The sequence below is a fragment of the Albidovulum aestuarii genome (genome assembly GCF_029961185.1).
Taxonomy (GTDB): Bacteria; Pseudomonadota; Alphaproteobacteria; order Rhodobacterales; family Rhodobacteraceae; genus Albidovulum; species Albidovulum aestuarii.
This window is the reverse complement of record NZ_JASBQQ010000003.1, coordinates 140,087-165,442: the sequence shown is the minus strand read 5'-3', so window position 1 is coordinate 165,442 and position 25,356 is coordinate 140,087. Positions and strand designations below refer to the sequence as shown.

At 64.9% G+C, this 25,356-nt stretch carries 30 protein-coding genes; 11 read left to right on the top strand and 19 right to left on the bottom strand.

Going from position 1 to position 25,356, the window contains the following annotated elements; all coding sequences use genetic code 11:
* Window positions 1-9: 9 nt before the first annotated feature.
* From tilS to ybgC, 8 genes are all read right to left on the bottom strand, one after another.
* Complete coding sequence (tilS, locus tag QKW60_RS08885) at window positions 10-1,248, bottom strand: tRNA lysidine(34) synthetase TilS (protein ID WP_282368113.1); 1,239 nt, start codon at window positions 1,246-1,248, stop codon at window positions 10-12.
* On the bottom strand, window positions 1,245-2,084 hold the full coding sequence (gene ybgF / locus QKW60_RS08880) for a tol-pal system protein YbgF (protein ID WP_282368111.1): 840 nt from the start codon (window positions 2,082-2,084) through the stop codon (window positions 1,245-1,247). Before ybgF ends, tilS begins: the two co-directional genes overlap by 4 nt.
* An 8-nt stretch (window positions 2,085-2,092) precedes the next feature.
* Window positions 2,093-2,620, bottom strand: coding sequence for a peptidoglycan-associated lipoprotein Pal (pal, locus tag QKW60_RS08875; protein WP_282368108.1), 528 nt, complete (start codon window positions 2,618-2,620; stop codon window positions 2,093-2,095).
* Window positions 2,621-2,696: 76 nt separating this feature from the next.
* Entirely contained in the window at window positions 2,697-4,013 is a 1,317-nt protein-coding gene (tolB, locus tag QKW60_RS08870) for a Tol-Pal system beta propeller repeat protein TolB (protein WP_282368106.1), read from the bottom strand.
* Between the two features lie 122 nt (window positions 4,014-4,135).
* Complete coding sequence (locus QKW60_RS08865; RefSeq protein WP_282368104.1) at window positions 4,136-5,305, bottom strand: hypothetical protein; 1,170 nt, start codon at window positions 5,303-5,305, stop codon at window positions 4,136-4,138.
* An 11-nt stretch (window positions 5,306-5,316) separates the two neighbouring features.
* On the bottom strand, window positions 5,317-5,799 hold the full coding sequence (gene tolR / locus QKW60_RS08860) for a protein TolR (protein ID WP_282368102.1): 483 nt from the start codon (window positions 5,797-5,799) through the stop codon (window positions 5,317-5,319).
* Window positions 5,800-5,803: 4 nt separating this feature from the next.
* Complete coding sequence (gene tolQ, locus QKW60_RS08855) at window positions 5,804-6,499, bottom strand: protein TolQ (protein WP_282368100.1); 696 nt, start codon at window positions 6,497-6,499, stop codon at window positions 5,804-5,806.
* Between the two features lie 115 nt (window positions 6,500-6,614).
* Window positions 6,615-7,016 (bottom strand): tol-pal system-associated acyl-CoA thioesterase, encoded by a 402-nt coding sequence (ybgC, locus tag QKW60_RS08850; protein ID WP_282368098.1) that lies wholly within the window; start codon window positions 7,014-7,016, stop codon window positions 6,615-6,617.
* Between the two features lie 169 nt (window positions 7,017-7,185).
* Here ybgC and QKW60_RS08845 point away from each other — a divergent pair, with 169 nt between their 5' ends.
* Window positions 7,186-7,500 (top strand): bactofilin family protein, encoded by a 315-nt coding sequence (locus QKW60_RS08845; protein WP_282368096.1) that lies wholly within the window; start codon window positions 7,186-7,188, stop codon window positions 7,498-7,500.
* A 3-nt stretch (window positions 7,501-7,503) separates the two neighbouring features.
* Window positions 7,504-8,361, top strand: coding sequence for a class I SAM-dependent methyltransferase (locus QKW60_RS08840; protein ID WP_282368094.1), 858 nt, complete (start codon window positions 7,504-7,506; stop codon window positions 8,359-8,361).
* A gap of 9 nt (window positions 8,362-8,370) precedes the next feature.
* On the opposite strand, the gene QKW60_RS08835 is transcribed toward QKW60_RS08840, so the two are convergent.
* The 4 genes from QKW60_RS08835 to ruvC all read right to left on the bottom strand — a co-directional run bounded on the left by QKW60_RS08835 (window position 8,371) and on the right by ruvC (window position 11,264).
* Window positions 8,371-8,985 carry a hypothetical protein gene (locus tag QKW60_RS08835; RefSeq protein ID WP_282368092.1) on the bottom strand — a complete coding sequence of 205 codons (615 nt, stop codon included), beginning with the start codon at window positions 8,983-8,985 and terminating at the stop codon, window positions 8,371-8,373.
* 76 nt (window positions 8,986-9,061) lie between these two features.
* A complete protein-coding gene (gene ruvB / locus QKW60_RS08830; protein WP_282368090.1) occupies window positions 9,062-10,087 on the bottom strand; it encodes a Holliday junction branch migration DNA helicase RuvB in 1,026 nt (341 codons plus the stop codon).
* A gap of 2 nt (window positions 10,088-10,089) precedes the next feature.
* A complete protein-coding gene (ruvA, locus tag QKW60_RS08825) occupies window positions 10,090-10,764 on the bottom strand; it encodes a Holliday junction branch migration protein RuvA (RefSeq protein WP_282368088.1) in 675 nt (224 codons plus the stop codon).
* Window positions 10,761-11,264, bottom strand: coding sequence for a crossover junction endodeoxyribonuclease RuvC (gene ruvC, locus QKW60_RS08820; protein ID WP_282368086.1), 504 nt, complete (start codon window positions 11,262-11,264; stop codon window positions 10,761-10,763). Before ruvC ends, ruvA begins: the two co-directional genes overlap by 4 nt.
* A gap of 203 nt (window positions 11,265-11,467) precedes the next feature.
* Between ruvC and QKW60_RS21005 the strand changes: the two genes are divergently transcribed.
* A complete protein-coding gene (locus tag QKW60_RS21005; RefSeq protein WP_336619158.1) occupies window positions 11,468-11,770 on the top strand; it encodes a DUF1127 domain-containing protein in 303 nt (100 codons plus the stop codon).
* Between the two features lie 87 nt (window positions 11,771-11,857).
* Here QKW60_RS21005 and QKW60_RS08810 read toward each other — a convergent pair whose 3' ends face one another.
* The 5 genes from QKW60_RS08810 to QKW60_RS08790 form a co-directional block, all read right to left on the bottom strand.
* On the bottom strand, window positions 11,858-12,205 hold the full coding sequence (locus tag QKW60_RS08810; RefSeq protein ID WP_282368084.1) for a hypothetical protein: 348 nt from the start codon (window positions 12,203-12,205) through the stop codon (window positions 11,858-11,860).
* 87 nt (window positions 12,206-12,292) lie between these two features.
* Window positions 12,293-13,165 carry a 50S ribosomal protein L11 methyltransferase gene (locus QKW60_RS08805; RefSeq protein WP_282368082.1) on the bottom strand — a complete coding sequence of 291 codons (873 nt, stop codon included), beginning with the start codon at window positions 13,163-13,165 and terminating at the stop codon, window positions 12,293-12,295.
* Window positions 13,166-13,199: 34 nt separating this feature from the next.
* On the bottom strand, window positions 13,200-13,721 hold the full coding sequence (locus QKW60_RS08800) for a sugar O-acetyltransferase (RefSeq protein WP_282368081.1): 522 nt from the start codon (window positions 13,719-13,721) through the stop codon (window positions 13,200-13,202).
* Window positions 13,722-13,748: 27 nt separating this feature from the next.
* Window positions 13,749-14,402, bottom strand: coding sequence for a peptide-methionine (S)-S-oxide reductase MsrA (gene msrA, locus QKW60_RS08795; RefSeq protein ID WP_282368080.1), 654 nt, complete (start codon window positions 14,400-14,402; stop codon window positions 13,749-13,751).
* 120 nt (window positions 14,403-14,522) lie between these two features.
* On the bottom strand, window positions 14,523-15,758 hold the full coding sequence (locus QKW60_RS08790; protein ID WP_282368079.1) for an MFS transporter: 1,236 nt from the start codon (window positions 15,756-15,758) through the stop codon (window positions 14,523-14,525).
* A 139-nt stretch (window positions 15,759-15,897) separates the two neighbouring features.
* Between QKW60_RS08790 and QKW60_RS08785 the strand changes: the two genes are divergently transcribed.
* The 4 genes from QKW60_RS08785 to QKW60_RS08770 all read left to right on the top strand — a co-directional run bounded on the left by QKW60_RS08785 (window position 15,898) and on the right by QKW60_RS08770 (window position 18,842).
* A complete protein-coding gene (locus QKW60_RS08785) occupies window positions 15,898-16,956 on the top strand; it encodes a YeeE/YedE family protein (RefSeq protein WP_282368078.1) in 1,059 nt (352 codons plus the stop codon).
* Between the two features lie 132 nt (window positions 16,957-17,088).
* A complete protein-coding gene (locus QKW60_RS08780; protein ID WP_282368077.1) occupies window positions 17,089-17,472 on the top strand; it encodes a COG4315 family predicted lipoprotein in 384 nt (127 codons plus the stop codon).
* 102 nt (window positions 17,473-17,574) lie between these two features.
* On the top strand, window positions 17,575-18,078 hold the full coding sequence (locus tag QKW60_RS08775) for a sigma-70 family RNA polymerase sigma factor (protein ID WP_282368076.1): 504 nt from the start codon (window positions 17,575-17,577) through the stop codon (window positions 18,076-18,078).
* Entirely contained in the window at window positions 18,075-18,842 is a 768-nt protein-coding gene (locus QKW60_RS08770; RefSeq protein WP_282368075.1) for an anti-sigma factor family protein, read from the top strand. The genes QKW60_RS08775 and QKW60_RS08770 overlap by 4 nt, the downstream gene beginning before the upstream one ends.
* Window positions 18,843-18,918: 76 nt before the next feature.
* Here QKW60_RS08770 and QKW60_RS08765 read toward each other — a convergent pair whose 3' ends face one another.
* Complete coding sequence (locus QKW60_RS08765) at window positions 18,919-21,114, bottom strand: primosomal protein N' (protein WP_282368074.1); 2,196 nt, start codon at window positions 21,112-21,114, stop codon at window positions 18,919-18,921.
* An 86-nt stretch (window positions 21,115-21,200) separates the two neighbouring features.
* Here QKW60_RS08765 and fsa point away from each other — a divergent pair, with 86 nt between their 5' ends.
* The 4 genes from fsa to QKW60_RS08745 all read left to right on the top strand — a co-directional run bounded on the left by fsa (window position 21,201) and on the right by QKW60_RS08745 (window position 24,388).
* A complete protein-coding gene (gene fsa, locus QKW60_RS08760) occupies window positions 21,201-21,854 on the top strand; it encodes a fructose-6-phosphate aldolase (protein WP_282368073.1) in 654 nt (217 codons plus the stop codon).
* Between the two features lie 156 nt (window positions 21,855-22,010).
* Entirely contained in the window at window positions 22,011-22,718 is a 708-nt protein-coding gene (locus tag QKW60_RS08755) for a DUF484 family protein (protein WP_282368072.1), read from the top strand.
* Window positions 22,719-22,727: 9 nt separating this feature from the next.
* Window positions 22,728-23,657 carry a tyrosine recombinase XerC gene (locus QKW60_RS08750; RefSeq protein ID WP_282368071.1) on the top strand — a complete coding sequence of 310 codons (930 nt, stop codon included), beginning with the start codon at window positions 22,728-22,730 and terminating at the stop codon, window positions 23,655-23,657.
* 38 nt (window positions 23,658-23,695) lie between these two features.
* A complete protein-coding gene (locus QKW60_RS08745) occupies window positions 23,696-24,388 on the top strand; it encodes a CDP-alcohol phosphatidyltransferase family protein (RefSeq protein WP_282368070.1) in 693 nt (230 codons plus the stop codon).
* Window positions 24,389-24,392: 4 nt separating this feature from the next.
* On the opposite strand, the gene QKW60_RS08740 is transcribed toward QKW60_RS08745, so the two are convergent.
* Window positions 24,393-25,229: an EamA family transporter gene (locus QKW60_RS08740; RefSeq protein WP_282368069.1), complete on the bottom strand. Its 837-nt coding sequence runs from the start codon at window positions 25,227-25,229 to the stop codon at window positions 24,393-24,395.
* Window positions 25,230-25,356 lie beyond the last annotated feature (127 nt).

The window sequence follows — 25,356 nt, the reverse complement described above, 5'->3', positions numbered from 1 at the left end:
GGGCCGGGTTCAATGCGATATCAGGAATGAGTGAAAGCCTGCGACGATTTCCGCCACCCAGCCGTTCGAAAATCCGGCCAATGGGGCCGAAATCAGGGTTTCGTCGCGCCAAATGGCGGGTGAAACGATAAGCGCCGCCCGCGAAAATCCTGTCTCGCGCCAGTCCGGGCATTGCCTGAGTCCCTCCGCCCCCAGCGCCCGGACGGTCAATCCGGTCTCATGCGGCCCTGTCAGCCGCCAGCGATTGTCCCAGATCGCATCGGTCGGGCTTTCCAGCCCGTTCACGGCCTTGGGTTCACGGGTCAGGCGGACGTCATTGCCCCGCACCGCCAGCTTACAACCGCAAAGCGTGGCGTCCCGCCGTTCCCGGACCGCAGCCTTCAGCCGCTGAACGGCGTCGCCGCGGGGCGCGTAGTCGGCACCGGAAAGCCATTGCAGCGCCGTGATCAGCAACCGTCTTGCCACCTCCGGCGCAAGGCGAAGGAAATTCTCACGATCGAAAACAACCTCGCCGCCAGCTTCGCAGGCAATCCGACCGGCCGCTGCCGCTGTCGCCTCCGCCACCACCTGTCTCGCCTCGGCCAGATTTTCCGCAACGGTAGCAAGGTCCGAGACGGTTACCCCGAGCGGGGTGAGCGACCCAAGCACCTTGCGCGCCTTAACCCGTGTGTAGCGATCATCCTCGTTCGTCGGGTCCTCGACCCAATTCACCCCACGAGCGGTCAGAAGGTCGCGAAGCGATTTGCGCGTCACTCCAAGCAGCGGGCGAATCCAGACGATACCCGCGTCGCTCCAATGGGGCCGCATTCCTGAAAGCCCGTCGATCCCTGCCGCCCGCGCCAGCCCCATCAGCACGCATTCCGCCTGATCGTCCGCCGTATGGCCCGTTGCAACATGGGTAATACCAATTTCGCGGGCCCAGCCGGTGATCAGCCGGTACCGCGCCCGCCGTGCCGCATCCTGCAGGTTTCCCTCGATCCCGGCATGGTTCCAAACCAATGTCTGGTGCGGCACACCAAGCGTTTTGCAGAATCGCGCGACCATCCGCGCCTCCTCCGCCGCCTCGGGCCTCAGCCGGTGATCGACGGTGACAGCCACCACCGGCGGACCACCTTCGGCAGCCCAGTCGGCGGCAAGGCAGAGAAGCGCCATGGAATCGCCGCCACCGGAAACGGCAACGCCGAGCCTGTCGGGCAGGCTCGGCGTAAAAGCCTCTCGGAAGGCGGCGGACTGCGCCTCGGGCGTCACTGGCAGGCGAGCGCCTGCATGGCGGTCGAGGCCTCAACCGCTTCCGGCGCGGTCGGGAACCGCACACCGACCTCGCCCAATGTCACGCAGGCTTCCTGTGTCTGGCCCAGTACTCCAAGGGCGGCACCAAGTTTCAGAAGCGACGCAGGCGCGCGCGGCCCGTCCGGTGCGCCGGAAAAGGCATTGAGGTAAGCCCGCGCCGCGTTCGACGTATCGCCCAACTGCAACAGGGCCTCACCGCGCAGGAACTGCGCCTCGCCAGTGAGTGGCCCACCCGGATAGTTCGTGGTGAAGGCCGAGAACTTGTCTGCCGCGCCCTGATAGTCACCGGAATCGAGCGCCGCCTTGGCGGCATCGAAATCGGCCTGTTCGCTCATCGCAAGCTCCGGCGCAGCGCCGGTAGTGGTGGCAGGCAGAGTCGTGACGGCGGGCAAGGCCGCCCCCGCGCCCGTTCCACCGCCAAGGCTCTGGGTGATCGGCAAGTTGGCCGGATCACAGCCCTCTTCCAACTCACAAATACGGAATTCCAGATCGCCGATCCGGTTGGTGCCATCCGAAACCACCCGGTTGATCTGGTTCTGCAGGGCCTCGGTCTGCGAAGTGAGGCGCGACAGTTCCGCCTCCATCGCGTTCATCCGGTCAAGCGCCGATGCCCCTCCCGCCGCCTGCATCGCCGAGGCGCCGCCCGCAACCAGTTCCGAACGAAGCGCCTGCAACTGCCCGGCAAGGGCCGAAAGCTCGGCGCGCATATCGGCGATGGTCTCGGTACGGTCCTGCGCGAAAGCGGGGGCGCCGAGAAGCGCCACCGCCAGAAGAAGGGAGGGAAACCGGATCATCATGCCCCTCAGACGCCCGCGCCTGCGCCGATCACCGTGACGGCGCGGCGGTTCTGCGCATAGCAGGCCTCATCCGAACAGACCGCCAGCGGGCGTTCCTTGCCGTAAGACACCGTCTGCAACCGGTTCGGCGCGACGCCTTGCGCGATCAGGTATTGCTGCACGGCCGAAGCCCGGCGCGCGCCCAGCGCAAGGTTGTATTCCCGCGTGCCCTGTTCGTCGGCATGGCCTTCGATGATGGCGGTATTGCCGGGATGATTGTTCAGCCAGGCCGCCTGCTGCGCCAGCACCGACTGCGCCTCGGGCGTCAGGGTCGACTGGTCGACGGCGAAGAGTACCTTGTCGCCGATCGTTTGCTGAAAATAGGCCAGCGAATTCGGGTCGTTCGGGTCGCCCAGCGCACCGGAGGAGATGCCACCGGCACCACCAATACCGCCGGCGCCACCGGCGCCGCCTGCACCGTAGCGGTCAGGGTTGTTACAGGCCGACAGCGCCAACGCGCCCACGACCAGAAGGATTGAAGAGACTTTCATCATCGGTTTTACCGCCTTTGTTCTTGGCTCGATGGCCGTTACCTTATCATTCAGTCTGGCGCTTGGGAATCCACGCCGTTCAGGGAAGAAGCGGCGACCATGCAGGGTCCGACGCGGCCCCTTCCATCGTCACCGCGCGCAGGTTCCGCCCGGTGATATCGACCGAGAAAAGCTGCGCCCCGCCGCCTGCACCGGGCGTTTCCCGGGTGAACATGATCACGCGGCCATTCGGCGCCCAGGTCGGCCCCTCATCGAGGAACGAGGCGGTCAGAAGCCGTTCCTCGCTGCCATCGGTGCGCATCACGCCGATGTGGAAGCGACCTGCATTCTGCTTTGTGAAGGCGACCATGTCGCCACGCGGGCTCCAGACCGGCGTACCGTAACGCCCCTCGCCAAAGCTGATCCGCGTGGGTTCGCCACCCGACGCCGACATGATGTAAAGCTGCTGGTTCCCCGACCGGTCGCTTTCAAAGACGATCTTGCTGCCGTCTGGAGAGAAGGACGGTGCCGTCTCGATCGAGGGCGCGTTCGTCAGTTGGGTCATCTGGCCCGAGGAAAGCTGCATCGAATAAAGATCGGTATTGCCGCCGCTTTCCAGCGAGAAGACGACCGTGCCGCCATCGGGCGAGAAACGCGGCGCGAAGGTCATGTTGCCGCTGAGTTCCGCCAAGGCCCGCGCCGACACTGTCGCGATATCCATCAGCTTGATGCGCGGGAAGCCGGTCTCGAACGAGGTATAGAGGATGCGGTCGCCTGCGGGCGAGAAGCGCGGGGCCAGCACGATGGTCGAGCTGTCCGTCAGATACTGAACATTGGCCCCGTCGTAATCCATGATCGCCAGCCGCTTCAGTCGCTGATCCTTCGGCCCGCTTTCCGACACGAAGACCACTCGGCTGTCGAAATAGGCGCTTTCACCGGTGATGCGGGCATAGATCTGGTCGGACACCTTATGCGCGATGCGCCGCCAGTCGCCCTGCCCGCCGCCGAATTGCAACCCGTCGCCAAGCGGCGCGTCCGAGAAGACATCGAAAAGCCGGAACTTCACATTGATCCGCCCGTCCGAGGTCGCGGCCACCGCGCCCGTCACCAGCGCCTGCGCATTGATCGCCTTCCAGTCGGCGTAGGCGACCGGCGCGTCAAAGCTCGTGACCCCGCTGATGAAGGCCGAGGACGGGATTTCCCGGAATAGACCGGTCCCGGCAAGATCGGCGGCCACCACCTGCGTGATCGCCTGCGCAATCTCCGCCGCGCCGGGATTTTCGGCGACGAAGGTCGGGGCGGCGAAAGGCAAGGGTTCGATCACGCCGACGCCAAGCTCCAGATGCAGGGGCTCGCTTGCGGCGGCAAAGGGGAGGGCGAGGCCGCAGAAGGCGGCGGCGATGAAAGTCCGGAGCATCGGGGCATACCCTTTCGCTATGTGTCGGGGGGAGGCTGCGTTACGCGGGACTGGGGAACAACCAGCCCCTTCGGGATTGTTACAGGGATCGGCGTTTTGCTGCTCAGATCGGGCGGGAAAGGTCATCTCAGCCTCATGTTTTCCGGGTTGAAGACCAATTCGATCTCGCGCCACTGTTCATATTTCTCGGGCGGCAAGTCATAGCCCTGCCCCTTGCAGCGGATCAGGGCGCGGCGGGCGGCCTCATAGGCCTGCTGCGCCGCGGCCTCGCTGCCGCCTTCGAACCCTGCAAGCCGGATACTGCCATCGACGGGCAGGCCTTCGGGCGTCATCGAGAAGGCCAGCGTCACCTTGGTCGCCATTGCATCAGTCGACAAAGCACCGAGGTTCCAGCATTGCGAAATCTGCCGCAGGAAGCCGTCCTTCTCGCCACCGGTCAGCGGCGGGCCGGAGGGCGCTGTGCCGGTTCCGGGCGACGGCTCTTCCGATGCCGCACCCGCCAGCGCCTCGGCCAGCGCATCGGCGACGGCATCCTCCGCAGGCGCGGCTTCGGGTTCCGGCTCAGGTGCGGGCTCTGGTTCGGGCTCGGGCTCCGGCGCGGGTTCTGCGACCGGTTCCGGTTCGGGCGCGGGTTCCGGATCGGGTTTCTTCTCAGGGCGCGGCTTCGGGCGCGGCGAAGTCAGCGGCGCGGCAGAGGCCAGTTCGGTCTGTTCCTTGTTCGCCTCGGTTTCCAGCACCTGACCGCTATCGGGCGGCGCGGCGGCTTCCGCAGGCTCCTCGGGCAAAGGTTCCTCAGTGGGCTCCGGCGTCGTCTCGGAGACGGCCTCGGGTGCGACATCGGCAGGTTCATCCGGCGCATCTGTCGGGTCCGGCGCAACGCGCGGCGCGGCCTTGGGGTCGGGCTGCGGCTCGGGCAGTTGCGTGTCCAGCGGCACTTCGGTCGGCGGGGTCGGCGGCGTGGGTGGCATTTCCTCCACCACCGGTTCCGGCGGGGTCGGTTCGGTCACTTCCGGCACGATCTCTGGCTCGGGTTCCGGCTCGGGCGCGGGGGGCGTTTCCTCGACGGGCGCGGGTTCTGGCAGGGAAGGTGCAGGCTCGGTCTCAGTCGGCGCGGTGGGCGCCGCCGCGCTGAGGGCCGCAAACTCCGCCTCGGACATCAGGGTGACTTCGGCAGTTTCCACCGGCGGCGGCAAGTCATGCGAAAAGAAGATCCCGCCCAGAATGAGCCAGAGGATCGCGCCAAGATGCGCGGCCCCCGAAGCGATCAAACCTGTGCGTTCGGACCTCTCCATGGGCATATGCCCTAGTTCCCCGCCTGCCCGTCAAAGCTCGGGCCACCGGCGTCGGTGACAAGAACGATGTTGGAAAAACCGCCCGAATTGAGCGCCCCCATGACCTGCACGACCCGCTCATAGGGGATCTTGCCATCCGCCCGCAGAAAGAGCTTGTCGTCGGTCCGCTCGGCCGCAATCGCGCGCAGCTTGGCGATCAATTCACCCTCGGGCGTTGGCGTGTTCTGGATGGAAATCGTGCCATCCTCCTGCACCGAGATGGTCAGCGGCTCTTCCTGCTCGGTCGCCACCGCTTGCGCGGCGGTCTTCGGCAGTTCCAGCGGCACACCGACGGTCAGTAGCGGCGCCGCCACCATGAAGATGATCAAGAGGACCAGCATCACGTCCACGAAGGGCGTGACGTTGATCTCGCTCATCACACCGGCCTTGCCGCGCCCGCCGCGACGGCGGTGCCGTCCGCCCCCGCCGCCCGATTTCATTACCCCTGCGCCCATCGGATCAGCCGTCCAGCTGGCGCGAAAGGATGGTGGCGAACTCGTCAGCGAAGGCCTCGTATCCCGAGATGATGCGGTCGCTGTCGGTCGAAAGCTTGTTGTAGAAAATCACCGCCGGGATCGCGGCGAGAAGACCGAGAGCGGTGGCCACGAGCGCTTCGGCAATGCCCGGCGCGACGACAGCGAGCGAGGTGTTCTGGCTGATCGCGATCTGCTCAAACGCCACCTTGATGCCCCAGACCGTGCCGAAAAGACCGACGAAGGGGGCGGTCGAGCCCACGGTCGCAAGGAAAGGCAATCCGCGCGTCAAGCTTTCCGTCGCTTTCACGATCGCCACATCCATCGACCGGTCGATCCGGGCCTGCGCGCCCGCGATCAGTTCGCCATCCTGCCGGTGCGAACGCCGCCATTCGACCATGCCTGATGCGAAAATCTTCTCGCTCGCCCCGTCAGGCTGCGACCCGATCTTTTCGAAAAGCTCGTCCAGCGGCTCACCCGACCAGAAGGCGCGATCGAAGATCGAAGCCTCCTGTCGGGCCTGCCGGTACGAGATGAATTTCTGGATGATGATCGCCCAGGACCAGAAACTGGCCACGGTCAGCATGATCATCACCAGCTGCACGACAAAGGAGGCGCGCCAGAAAAGCGCAAGCAAGGAGAAGTCCATCTCCTGCACCATCGCAAGGGTTTCGGTTTCCATGTGTTACTGCTCGCCGGTTGGGCCACGTTTGTTGCGGCTCTCATACACATGATTCTATCCGGGTTTTAGTGGGAAAGCCAACACATCTGCGTAGCTGGCAACTCCTCGCCACGGCTTAGTGCAACGCAGCCCCGAGAAGGCGGCGAATTTCCGCCGGAATACGCGCCGGTTGTCCCGTGGCCGTAAGGCACACAAGGGTGACATTGGCCTGAAACAACACCTCGCCGCTTCGCAACACGGTCTGATCCAGCACCATCCGCGCGCCGGTCGCACCCTGCAGAACCGTTGTCACCGTAAGCTCATCATCGAACTTGGCCGGGCGTAGATAATCCGCCTCCACCCGGCGCACGGCGAAGACGATGCCCTCCTCGGCCCTCAACCGTCCCTGATCAACGCCGAGGCCCCGAACCCATTCAGTTCGCGCCCGTTCGATGAATTTGAGGTAGTTGGCGTAATAGACGATCCCGGCAAGGTCGGTATCCTCATGATAGACGCGGATCGGGAAGAAATGGCTCATCTCTGACCTCTTGGCTTGGCACCCTCCCTACAGGTCCCCGCCCCGTTCTGACAAGCGGCGTACCGCCCGCCACGGGACCAATCCGCTTGGCAGGAAACGCACCCTCGTGTAGCCATGGGGAAACCCACTTCGCGCTGGCACCGGCCGCGCCGCAAAGGAAAGAGCCCGCATGACCCGCTCAGTCATCGAAGAAGACCTGACCATCGAAGGCAATATCACCTCCAAGGAAGGTGAGATCGACGTGAAGGGCAAAGTTACCGGCGATGTCGATGCGCGCGCCGTCGACATTCATCCCAGCGGCCGCGTCGACGGGGCCATCTCGGCCGAGACGGTGAACATCCAGGGCGTCCAGTCGGGCCGCATCAAGTGCACCGAACTGTCGCTTGAGAAAAGTTCGGACGTGAAGGCCGAAGTGACCGCGCGGACCCTGATTTCCGAAAAAGGCGCGCGGCTCGTCGGCAAAGTGCAGATCAGCGGCAACTGACGGGTGGCGGCCGACGCCACAGAAGGACCGAACGCCGCGCAGGCGGCATTCTGGACCGAACAGCCCGGCCAGAAATGGGCGATTCACCAGAACCGCCTCGACACGCTCTTCACCGAGGTGACCGATCTGCTGATCGCCCGGTCCGCGATCGAGCCCGGCGAGAGCATCCTCGATATCGGTTGTGGCACCGGCGCGCTGACTCTCGAAGCGGCAAACAAATGCGGTCCGGCAGGCCGGGCACTTGGCGTCGACATATCGGAAACGCTTCTTGCTGTCTCGCGTGGGCGTGCGGCAGGGCGCGCCAATATCCGATTTGCGCTTGCTGACGCCCAGACCCACGCCTTTGAGCCAGCCGCGGCGGATATCATGATCTCGCGCTTCGGCACGATGTTTTTCGCCGATCCGGTTGCCGCCTTCCGCAACATCGCGTCCGCGCTGCGGCCCGGTGGCAGGCTCGTCTTCGCAAGCTGGGCCCCGGCCGCTCAGAACCCATGGAGCCATATTGCGAAGACCGCCGGAACTGAGCGTCTGGGGTCACTGCCAGCCGAACCGCCGCGCACACCCGGACAATTCGCCTTTGCCGAGCTCGACTACGTGACCGACATTCTCGGCAAGGCCGGCCTGACAGACATCGAGGGGGCAGAGACAGAGACCCGCCTCTTCGTTCCCGGCACGGCCGACGACGCCGCCGACCTTGCCACCTCCATCGGTCCCGTCGCGGTGCTGATGCGGGAAAAGAACGGCACTGAGGAAGACCGCAAAGCCATCACGGCCGACGTGGCGAACCGGCTGGCGGCGTTTGTTGGGCCGGACGGGCTGCGGATTCCGGCAACCGTTAACGTCTTTTCAGCCCGCCGCTGACTCCGCCGATCAGGCCATCCGCGCGGCAAGCCGCATCGCATGGCTCGGATCCTGCGCCGCGTCCGGCATCACCGGATCGTAAGCGGCGCGGATCAGCCCGCCGATATCGGGCCTGAAAACCACCGTCTCACGCACCAGCGCAAGCGGCGATTGCTCGCGAAAGGCGGTGTCGGACCAAAGAAGTACGACCTGCGCGGCAAGGCTCAGCGCGATTGTCTCGGCGGGCATCTCCTGCAGACTGTCGTCCATCCGTATGAAGGCGATGCAGGCTCGGATCGCGCCCGTCTCCTCAAACCGGAAATGCCGGTATTGGTTCGCACCTTCAGCCTCCAGCCGGGCGACTCGCCCTTCCAGCCCCTCGACCAGCCGGTCGAGGTCGGGCACATCCAGCAATTCGCGCCACTCGCGGAAGAAGAAGATCATCAGGTTGGCGCCCTGTTCGGGATCGGTCTCCGCCATCTTATGGCCGGCAAGCGTCACCACCGCCTCGACGGCGCCCTTGACCGTGGCGAGCGTCGCATCATCGGTGCCGAAGACGACCGGCACGATGGGACGCGACCAGCGGGCAAAGACGTAGTCGCCCGATGAGCGGGTAAAGAGCGCGGCGATCTCATCCGATGTCACGGGCAGGTCCCTTCATCTTTCCGCAAACCAATCCGCAGGAGGCATAGAAGTTTTACCAGCCCGCCTCAACCGGCCACTATTTCCCAAAGAGGTCCGACTGCCCGGCAACCCGCGGCGCGGCCAGCCCGAGATGGGTCCAGGCTTTCTGCGCCAGCATCCGCCCGCGCGGCGTGCGCTGGATCAGGCCCTGCTGCAGCAGGAAGGGCTCGATCACCTCTTCGATCGCATCCCGGCTTTCGGATAGCGCGGCCGAGATTGTCTCCACTCCCACCGGCCCGCCGCCATAATTCTCCGCCACTAGCGTCAGATAGCGGCGGTCGGCGCCGTCAAGGCCGAGGTGATCGACGCCAAGCCGCGTGAGCGCACTGTCGGCAATCTCGCGCGTCAGCCGGCCGTTGCCTTCGACCAGCGCGAAATCGACGACGCGGCGCAAAAGCCGTCCGGCGATGCGCGGGGTGCCGCGCGCGCGTTTGGCGATCTCCAGCGTGCCCGCGGGGTCCGAGGAGATGCCCATCAGTCGCGCGCCGCGCGTGACGATATGGTCAAGCTCGGGCACCGTGTAGAACTGCAGCCGGGTCGGAATGCCGAAGCGGTCACGCAAGGGTGTGGTCAGCAGGCCAAGCCGCGTCGTGGCGCCAACCAGCGTGAAGGGCTGCAACTCGATCCTGACTGTGCGCGCCGCAGGACCCTCGCCGATCACGAGGTCCAGCTCAAAATCCTCCATTGCCGGATAAAGCACTTCCTCCACCGCCGGGTTCAGCCGGTGGATTTCGTCGATGAAAAGCACATCGCGCGCCTCAAGATTGGTGAGGATCGCCGCAAGATCGCCCGCCCGCGCCAATACCGGGCCGGAGGTCATACGGAAATTGACACCCAGTTCCTTCGACATGATCTGCGCGAGCGTCGTCTTGCCGAGGCCTGGGGGGCCGTGGAACAGCGTATGGTCCATCGCCTCGCCCCGCCGCTTCGCGCTTTCGATGAAGACCCGCAGATTGGCCCGCGCCTCTTCCTGCCCGACGAAATCCGACAATGCCTGCGGACGCAAAGACCGGTCGGCGTCCTCTGGCTGCGGCGCGGGGCGAAGGGTGGGATCGGGTTCCATCGTCACCCTTTCGGCGCCAGAAGTTTCAGCGCTGCACGGATCAGGGTCGGCGTTGTCGCGCCTTCATCGACACCGGATGCTTCGGCTACGGCGCTGGCGGCTTCGCCCTGCCCGTAGCCGAGATTGATCAGGGCCGAAAGCGCCTCTGCGGTGGCGCTGGCCGAAGTGGATGGCTGTGCTTTGTGCGTGGCAGCCTTGCCGGCCGTCGGGGAGGGTTCGATGACGTCGTCCGTACCGGTTGTGTCGACACTGAGCGCCCCGCCCAAAGCCATGACGGCTGGCGCCTTATCCTTCAACTCATGCACGACCCTTTGGGCCAGCTTCGGCCCAACGCCGGGTGCGGCCTTGACCGCCGAAGCGTCGCCGAGGGCGATGGCGCGGCCCACGCCCTCGGCGCCCAAGGTTCCAAGAATTGCCATCGAGGCTTTGGCGCCGACACCCTGAACCGTGGTCAAAAGCCGGTGCCATTCCTTTTCCAACAGCGTCGGAAAGCCGAAGAGCTGCAACAGGTCCTCGCGCACCAGAAGGTCGGTATAAAGCGCGCAGGCCTCGCCCACCGGCGGCAGGCTGGCGGCGGTGCGCTGCGAGACATGCACGATATAGCCCACGCCGCGCACGTCGATCAGAACGTAATCCATCGCCCGGTGCAGGATCACCCCGGCAATCCGCCCGATCATGCCGCCCCCCTGATCGCCTGAGCCAGACGGCCGGCGCTTTGCAGGTGGTGGGCATGGCAGATGGCGATGGCGAGCGCATCGGCGGCATCGGGCCCGGCCAGTTCGACGCCCGGAAGCTGGAACCGAACCATATGGGCGATCTGGCCCTTGTCGGCATGACCGACGCCGACGACCGCCTTCTTGACAGCATTCGGGGCATATTCGCCGACGGTCAGCCCAGCCTGCGCCGGAACCAGCATCGCGATGCCGCGCGCCTGACCAAGCTTCAGCGTGCCCGCCCCGTCCTTGTTGACGAAGGTCTGCTCCACCGCTGCCGCATCCGGCGCGTGATCCACCACGATCCGCTTCAGGGCGTCGTAAAGCGAAAGAAGGCGCTGAGCCAGATCATTGCCCTCGGAATGGATGATGCCGTTTGCGACATGGGTGAGTCGCGATCCCGCCACCTCAATCACCCCCCAGCCGAGGTTTCTGAGCCCCGGATCGATCCCGAGAACGCGCATCTGCTCCCTCATATGTTGCTTTTTTCCCACGACTAGCACGAATAGCGAACATCGCAAAGGAAGAATGCCGGATTGGAACTGATCACGGACGCGCGACGGCGGAGGACCGGAATCGCCTCGGCATCGCTGGAAAACGACATTTTTACACCCCCTGGAAACCCATTTGTTTTAAGAACTTACGGCAAAAATGAGGCTTGCAATGGATGCATGACGGACATGCATTTCCGCGCCTTGCCGCGCCGCAGCACGAGGTCTATCTGCCGCTTCAACGAGACGCGTCGAAGGGACGCGCCATCGAAGAGAAGGAAACGACCATGGCTGTTTATGAAGCCCACCGCCCCGCCGCCGGTTCGATGTCCGGCATCTTCGGCCTGTTTGTCTCGGCCTTTGCCGGCTGGAACGACGCCCGTGTGACGCGCGCCGCGCTGTCCAAGCTGTCGGACCGTGAACTGGACGATATCGGACTGTCGCGTGGTGACATCGACATGATCGCCTCGCGCGGCTGATCGACTGTCACTACCCGCGACTTCAGTTCGCAAAAAGGCCGTGCCGGGAACACCCGACACGGCCTTTTCCGTTTCTGCGTGCGAGCGTCAGAACAGGAAAGCGCGAATGCGATCGGAAATGGCGATTGTCAGCGGATCGGCCTGCAACACATAGGCGCCGACACGGTCGGCATATTCGCCGGCCTGAAGCGTGACGATACGCTCGTCATATGCGGCGGCTCCGATGGAAGCATGGATCATCGACTTGATCAGGACGATGGTCATCAGGGTCAGGACAAGAGGTGCCAGAAACCCGCGCCGATGGGCGGAACGGCGCTGCGCGTTGTAATACGACATGCCGAGCGTGCCCTGGGCTTCAAATCCGCCGCCGGCCTTGTGAATCTTTTCGATGCGGCCGATGCGACCATAGAAATTCTGCAAATTGCGGTCGACCATGCCGATCTCCCAAAATCATTACGCCCCCGTGAGCGCCTAGGTTGGGTTCAAAATATGGCAAAAATGCGACCCGGCAAGGCGGCTAGCCTATTGATCCCGCTGCAGAACCAATGTCGTCCATTCGCCAATTTCGTCGCGGCTCAGTTGACGAAATCCGGCTTTGGTGTAGACGCTGACCACCTCGTCAGCCTGACTGTTCAGGATACCGGATAGAATCACATTGCCCTTGAGGGCGGTGAATCGGGCCATATCGGGGGCAAGATCGATCAGCGGACCCTTCAGGATATTGGCGAAAATAAGATCGTAGGGCGCGCGGGCCATCAGATCGGGATGGCCGAAACCGACCGCTTCGACGCAATCGACCCGTCCCGCCAGCTTGTTCGCCGCAACATTGGCCGCGGCGACATCGACCGCTACCGGGTCGATATCCGATGCAATCACCGGATCGGGCCAGATCGCGGCAGCGGCCATCGCCAGCACCGCCGTCCCACAACCGATATCGGCGACCCGCTTGCCCTTGAACCCGGCCCGGTCGAGCCGGTCGAGCGCCATCAGGCAGCCCTTGGTCGTTCCGTGATGCCCGGTGCCAAAGGCCATTGCCGCCTCGATCAGCAGGGGAACGCAGCCATCCGGCACCTTGTCAGCGTCGTGGCTGCCGTAGACGAAGAACCGTCCCGCCTCGACCGGCTGCAATTCGCGACGCACATGGGCGACCCAGTCGGTTTCCGGTACTTCTGACACAGCAAAAGGCTTTGCCCCGTAGATCGCCGCCATCAGCGCGAGTTCGACCTCATTCGGTTCTTCCTCGAAATAGACGCCGACCTCGTAGCGGCCCGATCCATCCTCGATCTCGAAGCAGCCGATGCCTGTCGGCTCGGGCAGGAAGTTCTCCATCGCCTCGGCAAGCGCCTCGGCAGAGTCCTTCTCGGACAGGGTGGTCAGCGCGGAATAGGTCGGCATGGGTGGTTCCCCGGGGATGACGCGGCGTGATGCGCTATAGCCCCCGTGCGGGGACGCCCGCAACCCGTGATCCGGCCACGACATCGCGCGACACGACCGCGCCCGCCGCGATGATGGCCCCGTCGCCGATCGTTATCCCCGGCAGGATGGTCGCGCCGCCGCCGATCCAGACATCCGAGCCAATGCTGACAGGCAGCGCCCGCTCAATCCCGTCACGGCGTTTTTTAACGTCGCGGTGATGGTCGGCGCAGTAGATATGCACGCCCGGCCCCAGCATCGAATGCGACCCGATGGCGACCTTCGCGGAATCGAGAACCACGCAACCCGCGTTCAGATAGACCCGGTCGCCGAGTGTCAGGTTGATCCCGTAAGAGCAGTGAAACGGCGCCTCGATCCAGCAATCGCGACCCATCGTTATCAGTTCGGCCAGCAACGGCGCGCAGGCCCCACGCTGGTCGGGCTCCATCGTCGCATGCTGGTGACACGCCCGCCGCGCCGCGCGGCGCAGGGCCTCGAATTCCTCGCCAAGACAGGAATACCAGTCCCCGCTCGCCATGACCTCTCGCGGCGAACGGGGCATGGGTCAGGCCTTGATCCCGATGGGGCAGCTCACGCCGGTGCCACCGATGCCGCAATAGCCGCCGGGGTTCTTGGCAAGGTATTGCTGGTGATAATCCTCGGCGAAATAGAATTCCGTCGCCGGTTTGATCTCGGTCGTGATCGGACCGTACCCCGCCCCCTTCAGCCGCTCGGCATAGACCCCGCGGCTCGCCTCCGCGGCCCCGGCCTGCGCATCCGTGTAGGTGTAGATGCCCGAGCGATATTGCGTACCGACATCGTTGCCCTGCCGGTCGCCCTGTGTCGGGTCGTGACCTTCCCAGAAAACCCTCAGCAGGTCGTCATAGCTGATGACCTTCGGGTCATAGATCACCCGCACCACCTCATTCTGCCCGGTCATACCGGTGCAGGTTTCCTTGTAGGTGGGGTTAGGTGTAATGCCCGCCGAATAGCCAACCATGGTCAGCCAGACGCCGTCGAGCTGCCAGAACTTGCGTTCCACGCCCCAAAAACAGCCCATGCCGAACATCGCCTCTTCCATACCCTCGGGCACCGGCGATTTCAGCGGCCGGTGAAAAAGGAAATGCTCATCTGCCGTCGGGATCGGGTCGGTCCGGCCCGGCAGGGCGTCCGCCTTCATTGGCATCGTCGTCTTCTTTCCGAAAAGGGCGTTCAGCATGCGTGGCTCCTGTTCAGCAGCGTTGGCGGCGGCCTCCGCCCGGTTCACGGACCTATATAGCGTTGCATCAGCAGCACTGCCACAACGCCCGCGATCACTTTGGCGCGTGGTGCGTCCAACTCATTCCGCCGCCACCGGCAGGCCGTGGGCAAAGATCGTCTCATTCCCCGGCTCGGGATGACGTGGGATCATCAGCGCCAGAAGCAACGATACCAGAGCCATCCCCGCGGCCAGCCCGAAGACCGCACCGGGCGAGACCACCCAGAGATAGCCCAGAAGTGCCGGCAGAAAGACAGCCGCGATATGGTTGATGGTGAAGGCCACGGCAGCGGTCGGCGCGATATCCCCGGGGCTCGCGATCTTCTGGAAATAGGTCTTCAGCGCGAAGGCGAGCGAGAAGAAGAGATGATCGAGCACATAGAGCACTGCCGCCACGACCACGCCCCAGCCGAACCAGTAAATGCCGCCATAGGCGAGAAAGACCATCAGCAGCCCGGCATATTCAAACAAAAGCGCATTGCGCTCCCCGAACCGGCCCACCGCTTTGCCCATCAAAGGCGCGAAGAGCATGTTGGCGAGATAGTTGACGAGGAACAAAGCCGTAACCTCATGCACCTCGAACCCGAAGCGTTCGACCATCATGAAGGCCGCGAAGACGACGAAGATCTGCCGCCGCGCACCCGCCATGAACTGCATGACGTAGTAAAGCCAGTAGCGGCGGCGTAGCACGAAATGCTTCAGCTGCGGCTCGGGCGCCTCGAACTGCGGATAGGCGAGTGCCGCAAAGACCGCGATGGCCAGCGTCAGTCCGCCCGAGATGCCGTAGACCGTGCCATAGCTCAGATCGAAGGTCTTCCAGGTCAGCATGATGAGCCCGTAAGCCACGAGCGACGCGCCCGAGCCGATGGCAACGATCCAGCCGATCACCTGCGGCGCGTGTTTCTTGTCGATCCATTGCAGTTGCAGCGACTGGTTGACCGTCTCGAAGTAGTGAAAGCCGATTGACGACAAAAGCGTCACCATCAGGATGCCGCCGAAACTCGGAAACATCGCCGTCACCGCCGTTGCCGCACCCAGAAGCGCCAGCGACAGAAGTGCCAGAACCTGCTCGCGCATCGCCCAGAGAAGGACGATCACCCCGATGGCCAGAAAACCGGGTATTTCTCGGACTGTATGCAGCCATCCGATCTCGACCCCCGTGAACCCCGCCGCCTCTTTCACGAAGTTGTTCAGAAGTGCCGACCATGTCGCAAAAGCGATCGGCATCGCCGCCGCCATCAGGAACAAAAGAAAGGCCGGCCGCCGCCAGCGCGGCAGGTTTTCCGCATCTTTGAGGGTGATGGTGCGCCGGAACATGCGCCCGACATACGCCGCTTTCCCGTCCTTGGCGAGAGCAGGCGCGCACAGGCCACTGCGCCGCCCCGCACACGCATGATTTAGATCAAGGAGGATACATTCACATTTCGGCATGGGTATGAAAACCGGAGGGGCCGAATTGGACATCCTGGCACTTGTCGAAGGGATCGGAGAGGAACCGGCAGCCGCATTGCTTGGCCTCGTGACCGGCATCGTATTCGGCGTGGCCGCCCAGCGGTCACGCTTCTGCCTGCGCGCGGCCTGCGTTGAATTCGCCCGCGGCTCGCTCGGCCCCCGGATGTCGGTCTGGCTTCTCTGCTTCTCGACCGCGCTCGTCTGGGTTCAGGGCGCCACGCTTGCCGGTTTTCTCAGGACCGAAGAGGCGCGGATGATGGCCGTGGCCGGATCATGGAGCGGGGCGGTAATCGGCGGACTGATCTTCGGCGCGGGCATGGTGTTGGCCCGCGGCTGTCCGGGGCGGCTTCTGGTCCTCGCCGCATCCGGCAACCTGCGCGCCATCGTCTCCGGGTTGATCTTCGCGGTGGTCGCCCAAATGAGCCTCAAGGGCCTCCTCGCACCGGTCCGCGATAGGCTCGCAGCGATCTGGACGACGCCCGGCGGCCGCAACATCGACCTCATCGACTGGAGTGGGCTGCCGCGTGAAAGCGGGCTTGTGCTCGGCCTGATGATCGCCCTTCTGGCGCTTGCCCTCGCCCGCCGAAACCGGATCGGCGCATCGACGCTCATCTTCGCCTCCGGCGTCGGCTTCGCGGTGGCGCTCGGCTGGATATCGACCTTCGCACTGGCGCAGGTCAGCTTCGATCCGGTGACGATCAGTTCGGTCACCTTCTCCGGCCCGTCCGCGACGACGCTGATGTTCTTCCTTCAGCCCGTGCAGGTGCTCGAATTCGACGTGGGCCTCGTGCCGGGCGTCGTAGTCGGCGCGGGGGCATCGGCGCTCCTGTCGCGGCAGTTCCGCTTCGAAGGGTTCGAAAACGAAGGCAATATGCGCCGGGCCATGTCCGGCGCAGTTCTGATGGGCTTCGGCGCAATGCTGGCAGGCGGATGCTCCATCGGTGCTGGCGTCACCGGCGGCTCGATCTTCGCCGCAACCGCATGGGCCGCCTTGACCGCCATGTGGGTCGGGGCCGTAATCACCGATGCCCTGATCGACCGCCCCCGAACTGCCACCGCCTGAAACGGTGCCATCACGTTGCCGTGATTACGCACAGCGCCCGGGATGGAAACGCCTCTCCAAGCGTCATTTCCTCAGGCGTCCCCGAAACGGCCGCCCGCAGAACGCCCGAACCCGGTCCAATAGGAGATGACGATGACCAACCGCCTGCCCCTTCTCACCCTGACCCTCGCTGCCACCTTCGCCGGTGGTATCGCCTTTGCCGAAACCGGCATTCTGACCGGCGAAAGCAGCCTCGGCCCGGTCCTGACCAATGCCGACGGCATGACGCTCTACACCTTCGACAAGGACGAGGGCGGCACCTCGGCGTGCTACGAGGAATGTGCGACCAACTGGCCGCCTCTGATGGCCGCCGACGGTGCCGAGGCCGAGGGCGACTATGGCCTCACTGAACGCACCGATGGCACGATGCAGTGGACCTACAAGGGCATGCCGCTTTACACATGGGTCAAGGACGCCGCCCCGGGCGACGTGACCGGCGATGGTGTCAAGGAAGTCTGGCACGCCGCCAAGCCCTAAAGCGTTTCGAGTTTTGGTTGGTATGACAAGCATCAGAATTCGAACGAAAAAGGTTCGAATTCTGAGTCAATGCAAACTCGAAACGCTGTTATCGGACCCGCGATGAACCTGCTGGACGAGATCGAGGCCGCCATCCCGAGCCTGCGCCGCTATGCGCATGCGCTGATGCGCGACCGCGACGGGGCCGACGATCTCGTCCAGGACAGCCTCGAACGGGCGCTTTCGCGGCGGCATCTCTGGCGCGGCGAGGGCCCGGTCCGGGCCTGGATGTTCCGCATCCTTCTGAATCTCCACCGCGACGGGCTGAGGCAGGCGCCCCGCCGCCACCTCGTCGCGATAGAAAGCCTGCCGAAAGAGCCCGCGATCCCAGCGCGGCAAGAGGCGCATATGGACCTGCGCGAAGTGCAGGTGGCGATCGGCCGCCTGCCCGACGATCAGCGCCGGGCGCTTCTGCTGGTGGCGCTCGAAGGTATGAGCCTTGCCGAAGCCGCGGCCCTTCTCGACATTCCCGAAGGCACGCTGGTATCGCGACTCGGCAGGGCGCGGGCGGCGCTCCGCGAGAAGACCGGGCGGACCGCGCCCCATAAGAAGGAGGGTCGTGCATGACCGGACCGGACCCGATCCGCGACGAGGACCTCATCGCTTTTCATTCCGGCACGCTCGGCAAAGAGGCTCATGACGCCCTGTCGGCCCGCATCGCCGCCGATCCCGACGCCCGGGCCACGCTCGCCGAATGGGACCGCCAGGACGCGGCCCTTGCCGCCCTCTACGGCCCCGTTGCCAAAGAACCGCTGCCGGAACAGCTGCGCGCCACACTCGATGCCGCCGCCCCCCCGCCGCGCCGCCCCCCCGCACGGCTTCTGGCCGCTGCATTCGCGCTTCTGGCCATCGGCGCCACCGCCGGCTGGTTCGCGGCAGGGGTCATGCGCAGCCCCGCCGCACCAGCCTTCGCCATCGCCGATGACGCGCTGCGCGCCCATGTGACCTATGTCGCCGAAATCGCCCATCCGGTCGAAGTGGCCGCGGATCAGGCCGACCACCTCGTGCAATGGCTCTCCAAACGGCTCGGCCGCGATATCAAGGCCCCGGATTTCGCCGCCGAAGGCTTCCTCCTTATGGGTGGCCGCCTCCTGCCCGGCGCCGAAAGCCCTGCCGCGCTCTTCATGTATGAGGACGATACCGGCCGCCGCCTCACGCTTTACGCTCTGCCCGAAGGCGGCGCGGAAAACAGCGCCTTCCAGTTCCTGTCGTCAGGCGAAACTCAGGGCTTCTACTGGCACGACGCCGGTCTCAGCTATGCGGTAATCGGTGACCTCGACCGCGCCCGGCTCCGCACCATCGCGCTTGCCGCGTATGACCAGCTGATCTGACTCTCGTACACGCGAGAGATCATTCACTTTCTGTCCTGAAATACTCCGGGGGTCCGGGGGTGGAACCCCCGGCGCTTCAATAAAAACTCTGCGGGTCGATATCGATCGACAGGCGCAGATTGTTCGGCACCCGGAACTGGGCGACCCATTCGGCAAGCGCGGGTTGCAGGGCAACGCCCTTGGCCGCCTTCACCAGAAGCCGCACCCGGTGCCGCCCCCGGACCCGCGCCACCGGTGCCGGGGCAGGGCCGAAGACCTGCGCCCCGATCCGGCGCAGGGGCGCATCGCGGCGGGCAAGCTCGGCCCCAAAGTCAAAAACCGTCTGCACATCAGGCGACGAGAGCACGATCCCCGCCAACCGCCCGTAAGGCGGCATCCCCGCCGCCTCGCGCTCTGCCGCCTCGGCTTTCCAGAACGCCTCCTCGTCGCCTGACAGGATCGCCCGGATCACGGCATGGTCCCGCTGATAGGTCTGCAGCATCGCCTCGCCCGGCTTGTCGCCCCGGCCCGCCCGGCCCGACACCTGCCGCATGAGCTGAAAGGTCCGCTCCGCCGCGCGCAGGTCAGAGCCTTGCAGCCCAAGATCGGCGTCGATCACGCCGACGAGTGTCAACAAGGGAAAGTTGTGCCCCTTTGCCACAAGCTGCGTGCCGATGATGATGTCAGCTCCGCTCCCCGCTATTTCGGCGATCTTGTCCTTCAGCGCACGGGCCGACCCGAACAGGTCCGAGGACAGCACCGCCACCCGCGCCTCGGGGAACCGCGCCGCCACCTCCTCGGCCAGCCGCTCCACACCCGGACCTACCGGGGCCAGCCGGTCCTCGGCCTTGCAGGACGGGCACGCGGTCGGCATTGGCTTCGTCTCGCCGCATTGATGGCAGACGAGGCGTTTCAGGAACCGGTGTTCCACCATGCGCGCGTCGCAATGCTCGCAGCCGATCTGATGACCGCAGGCGCGACAGATCGTGACCGGCGCATAGCCGCGGCGATTGAGGAACAGAAGCGCCTGCTCCCCCCGCTCGATCCGCGCCCGGACCGCCCCCGCAAGCGTCGGCCCAATCCAGCGCGACGGCTCCAGCTTTTCCGCCCGCATGTCGATGGCGGACAGGTCCGGCATCTCGGCCACACCGAAGCGCGAGGTCAGGTCGATGCGCTGATACTTCCCCGCCTCGGCATTGGCCCAGCTTTCGAGACAGGGCGTGGCCGAGGCCAGCACCACCTGCGCGTCGCAAAGGGACGCCCGCAGGACGGCCATGTCGCGGGCATTGTAAAGCGCGCCATTCTCCTGCTTGTAGGAGGTGTCGTGTTCCTCATCTACGACAATCAGGCCCAGATCGCGGAAGGGCAGGAACAGGGCCGACCGCGCCCCGACCACCAGCCCGACGCCTCCCTCGCCCGCCATGCGCCACAGACGCCGCCGTTCGGTCTGGGTGACGCCCGAATGCCATTCACCGGGGCTGGCGCCGAACCGCGCCTCGACCCGGGTCAGGAACTCCGCCGTCAGCGCGATCTCGGGGAGCAGGACCAAAGCCTGCCGACCGGCCCGCAGGCATTCGGCCACAGCCTCCAGATAGACTTCGGTCTTGCCCGATCCCGTGACGCCTTTCAGCAGGGTCGTCCCGTAGCGCCCCGCCCTGATCCCCTCACAAAGCCGTTCGGCGGCCTCGGCCTGATCCACCGCCAAGGCCTTGCCCGGCAGGTCCGGGTCGAGGGCGGGATAGGGCAGGTCGCGCGGCGCTTCCTCTTCGGCCACCGCACCCTGTTTCACCAGCCCCTTGACGACGCTGGTCGATACCCCGGCGAGCCCCGCCAACTCGCCCAAGGTAAAAGCCGCCCCGCCATATTCGTCCAAGACATCCAGCACCCGCCCCCGCGCATTGGTCATACGGTCAGGTTCCGAACAGCCTTTGCGATAAACGCGGCGCGGCCCCGGCGGGTCGGCGAGGCCGGGCGCGCGGGTGGCAAGGCGCAGCATCGCGGGCATCGGGGTCAGCGTGTAATCCGCCGCGCGGACCAAAAAGGCGCGCATCGCCTCACCCATCGGGGCCGCATCCAGCACCCGCGTCACGGGCCGCACCTTGGCGAGGTCATAGCCGCCCTCGCCCGCGCCCCAGACGACGCCCAAGACCCGGCGCGGGCCCAATGGCACCTCCACGAACGCGCCAAGAAAGCACCCGCCCTCCGGCGCGCGATAGTCAAACGCCCGTCCAACCGGTTCCGTCGTCAGGACCGAAACCAGCGCGCCTTCGTCGAAAAACTCCAGTTCAGCCAATCCCGCCCCCGATCATGGGTTCCGGCAGGGCGCCGTTTGCGCTAATAGGACGCCCGAACCTCCGCTCAAGCCCGGGAAATGCTGCCATGAAATTCTTCGTCGATACGGCCGATACCGCCGCCATCAGGGAACTCAACGACCTCGGCATGGTCGACGGGGTCACCACCAACCCCTCGCTGATCCTGAAATCAGGCCGCGACATCCTCGAAGTCACCAAAGAGATCTGCGACATGGTCTCGGGTCCCGTTTCCGCCGAAGTCGTGGCCACCGAGGCCAAGGAGATGATCGCCGAAGGCATGAAGCTTGCCAAGATCGCGCCGAACATCGCGATCAAGGTGCCGCTGACCTGGGACGGGCTCACCGCCTGCAAGGCTTTCGCATCCGAAGGCCACATGGTCAACGTGACGCTTTGCTTTTCGCCCGCGCAGGCGCTCCTGGCAGCGAAGGCCGGAGCGACCTTCATCTCGCCCTTCATCGGGCGACTCGACGACATCCATCTGGATGGGATGGAGCTGATCGCCGATATCCGCCAGATTTATGACAACTACGATTTCCGCACCGAAATCCTCGCCGCATCGATTCGCTCGGTAAACCACGCGATCGAAAGCGCCCGCATCGGCGCCGATGTGATGACGGCCCCTCCTAGCGTGATCAAGTCGATGGCCAACCATGTCCTGACCGACAAGGGGCTCGACCAGTTCCTCAAGGACTGGGCCAAGACCGGGCAGAAAATTCTCTGACCACGTTTATGCCGCGGGCCGGACGCACCGGCCCGCGACCAACTGATTCCTTCCGGCAACAGTTTGTTTCCAGTCACGGATTTCCGAAAAAATTGCGGAAACTCAGTGCCAAGACTGCTAAGGTCTTCAAAATAGACAAAGACGACCGGGGCAGACATGGCCGATACAGCCACCATCGCGAATGAACTCAGGGACCGGCTTCTGGCGGCTCCCGAGGTCATTCTGGAAGACCGTGACTTGATGAAGGCGCTGATCAGCGCGAACGAACGCACGATGGGCGCCAATATCGTCGATCTGCGCGGCATCGCGATGGAACGGCTTGAGGCACGGCTCGACCGGCTGGAGGACACGCACCGCTCCGTCATCGCGGCCGCCTATGAAAACCTCGCCGGAACCAACCAGATCCACCGCGCCATTCTGCGGATGCTGGAGCCGACCGATTTCGAGACATTCCTGAAGGATCTCGGCGGCGAGGTCGCGCAGATCCTGCGCGTGGACTGTGTCCGGCTGGTTCTTGAAACCGTCCATGTGGAGCGCGAACCGGCTCTGGAACGCGTGGGCGATGTCCTCTGCATCGTCGGGCCCGGCTTTGTGGATGAATACATGGCGGGCGGGCGTTCAGCCCCTGCACGCAACGTGACTTTGCGCCAGACCCAACCCGCGACCGACACGATTTATGGCGCCTCCGGCGACTGGATCCGGTCCGAGGCGGCGCTGCGGCTCAATTTCGGCGATGGAAAGCTGCCGGGCATACTCGCGCTCGGCTCCGAGGACCCGCACCAGTTCCGCCCCAATCAGGGCACGGACCTCCTGACCTTCTTCGGTGGCGTCTTCGAACGCGCGATGCGCCGCTGGCTCGCCTGAGCCGGGGCGATGAGCCTCGCCCTCTCCCCCGCGCTGCGTGACGCGCTCACGAACTGGCTTGACCACCTTACGGCTCTGGATGGCGCGGCGGAGAACACCGTGACCGCGTACCGCGCAGATGTGACCGGCTTTCTGAGCTTCCTCGCCGCCCATCACGGCGAAAGCATCGGGCCTGCGCGGCTTGCGCGCATCACACAGTCAGACATGCGGGCCTGGATGGCGAGTGAACGCGGGCGCGGCACCGCGTCGCGCACGCTCGCCCGGTCGCTTTCGGCGGTGAAGGGGTTCACCCGCTGGCTCGCCGAACGCGACGGCTTCGACCCGACCGCGATCCTCGCCGCACGCGGTCCCAAATATCAGCGCAAGCTGCCGCGCCCGCTTTCGGAAAATGCCGCGCGGGAGGTGATTGATCAGGTCGGCACTTTCGCCCGCGAAGACTGGATCGCCGCCCGCGACATTGCCGTCGTTACATTGCTTTATGGTTGCGGCCTGCGGATATCCGAGGCGCTGGGCCTGACCGGTGCCGATCACCCCCTGCCCGACACCCTGCGCATTCGCGGCAAAGGCGGCAAGGAACGCATCGTCCCGGTCCTGCCCGCCGCCCGCAAGGCGGTGGCACGTTATGCCGAGCTGTGCCCGATGGCGATTGCCGAGGAGCCCGGAAAGGCGCTTTTCCGCGGCGCCCGCGGCGGGCCCCTGAACCCAAGGCTGATCGCAGGCGTGATGGAAAAGGCCCGCGCCGGGCTTGGTCTGCCCGCCTCGGCCACACCGCATGCGATGCGCCACAGCTTTGCCACCCATCTTCTGGCGGCTGGCGGCGATCTGCGCGCGATCCAGCAATTGCTCGGCCATGCCTCGCTTTCGACCACACAGGCCTATACGGCGGTTGACAGCACCCGGCTGATGGAGATTTACGAAGGGGCCCATCCACGCGCCTGACACCAGGTGTTCTGAGGGCGGAAAGGGAACGGCACGACATGACGCCCCAGATCAAGGCGCTTTGCGTCCACCTTTTCACCGCGACCGGGGCCGTGCTGTCGATGCTCGCCATGCTCGCTGCCGCCGAAGGCAAGTGGAGCCTGATGTTTCTCTGGCTGGTCGTGGCCTTCATCGTCGACGGGATCGACGGACCGCTGGCGCGGCATTACCACGTCAAGACCAATTGGCCGACCTATGACGGGGTACTTCTCGACCTGATCATCGACTATCTGACCTATGTCTTCATCCCGGCCTTTGCGCTTTTTCATTCCGGCCTTCTGCCCGGCTGGACCGGCTGGCTGGCGATCATCGTCATCACCTATTCGAGTGTCGTTTACTTCGCCGACACGCGGATGAAGACGACGGACAATTCCTTCGCGGGTTTCCCGGCCTGCTGGAACATGGTCGTGCTGGTCCTCTTCGCGCTGGAACCGAACTTTTACCTTATGACCGCGATCATCGTCGCCCTCGCTGCCTCGATGTTCACCAACCTGAAATTCGTCCATCCGGTCCGCACCGAACGCTGGCGCTGGATCACCCTGCCGATGGCGTTGGCCTGGGTCGTATTCGCCGCCCGCGCCGCATGGGTCGATTTCGCGCCGGGGGAACTGGCACATTGGGGGCTCGCGATCACCTCGGTCTATCTGCTTGTCGCAGGCGTCGCCCAGCAACTGCTGCCCGAACGCACCTGACAGATCAGATTCGCGTCAGCACCACGCCCGCCGCGATCAGCGCGACCGACAGCGCCTTGCCGGGCGTCATCCGCTCGCCGAAAGCCAGCCAGCCGATCAGCACCCCAAAAAGGATCGAGGTTTCCCTGAGAGCCGCCACAAGCGCGATCGGCGCCAGCGTCATCGCCCAGACCGCCACCGCGTATGAGCCGTATGAGGCTGCTGCCCCGAGGCTCCCGGCCGTCCAGACCCGCCAGCCGTGGGGTATCGAACTGCGCCCCCTCAGCGCCAGCATCGCGGCGGCAAAGATGATCCCGTCCAGCACGAAAAGCCACGCGACGAAGAGGGCCGCATCGCCCGCCACCCGTGCGCCCAGCCCGTCGACAACCGTATAGCCCGCCGTCGCGCAGGCCGCCCCGAAGGCGAAAGGCAGCATCCGCCGCGACTCGCCAGAGGTCCAGACCCCGCGCGCCAATGCAAGGATGCCGACGCCAAGGACGACGATCCCCGACGTTTCGTTCATCGACACAGCTTCGCCCAGCCAGAGCGCGCCGACCATCAGCGTTATCATCGGCGCGGTGCCGCGCGCCAAGGGATAGACCCGGCTCAGATCGCCATGTTCATAGGCGAAGGTCAGGAAGATCTTGTAGGCCGAATGGACTACGCCCGAGGCGACCAGCCAGGGCCAGACCGCCGCGCCGGGCCAGTCCATCGTCATGGCGATGACCAGACCAATCAGACCCTGCACACCCGACAGCACCATCATCGTGCCGACCCGGCTCGCGCCCACGCGCACCAGCGCATTCCAGCTTGCGTGCAGAAGCGCCGCACCGAGAACCGACAGGAAAACGATCAGGCTCATCCGGCACCCCTCCCCGACCGAAGTCCTACCGCCCGGGTCGGGGAGCTACAAGTCGCCCAGTTTAGAACCATTCCAAACCTTGACTTGACCCCCATCGGGGCGCATATCAGATGCGCAACGGAGGCTG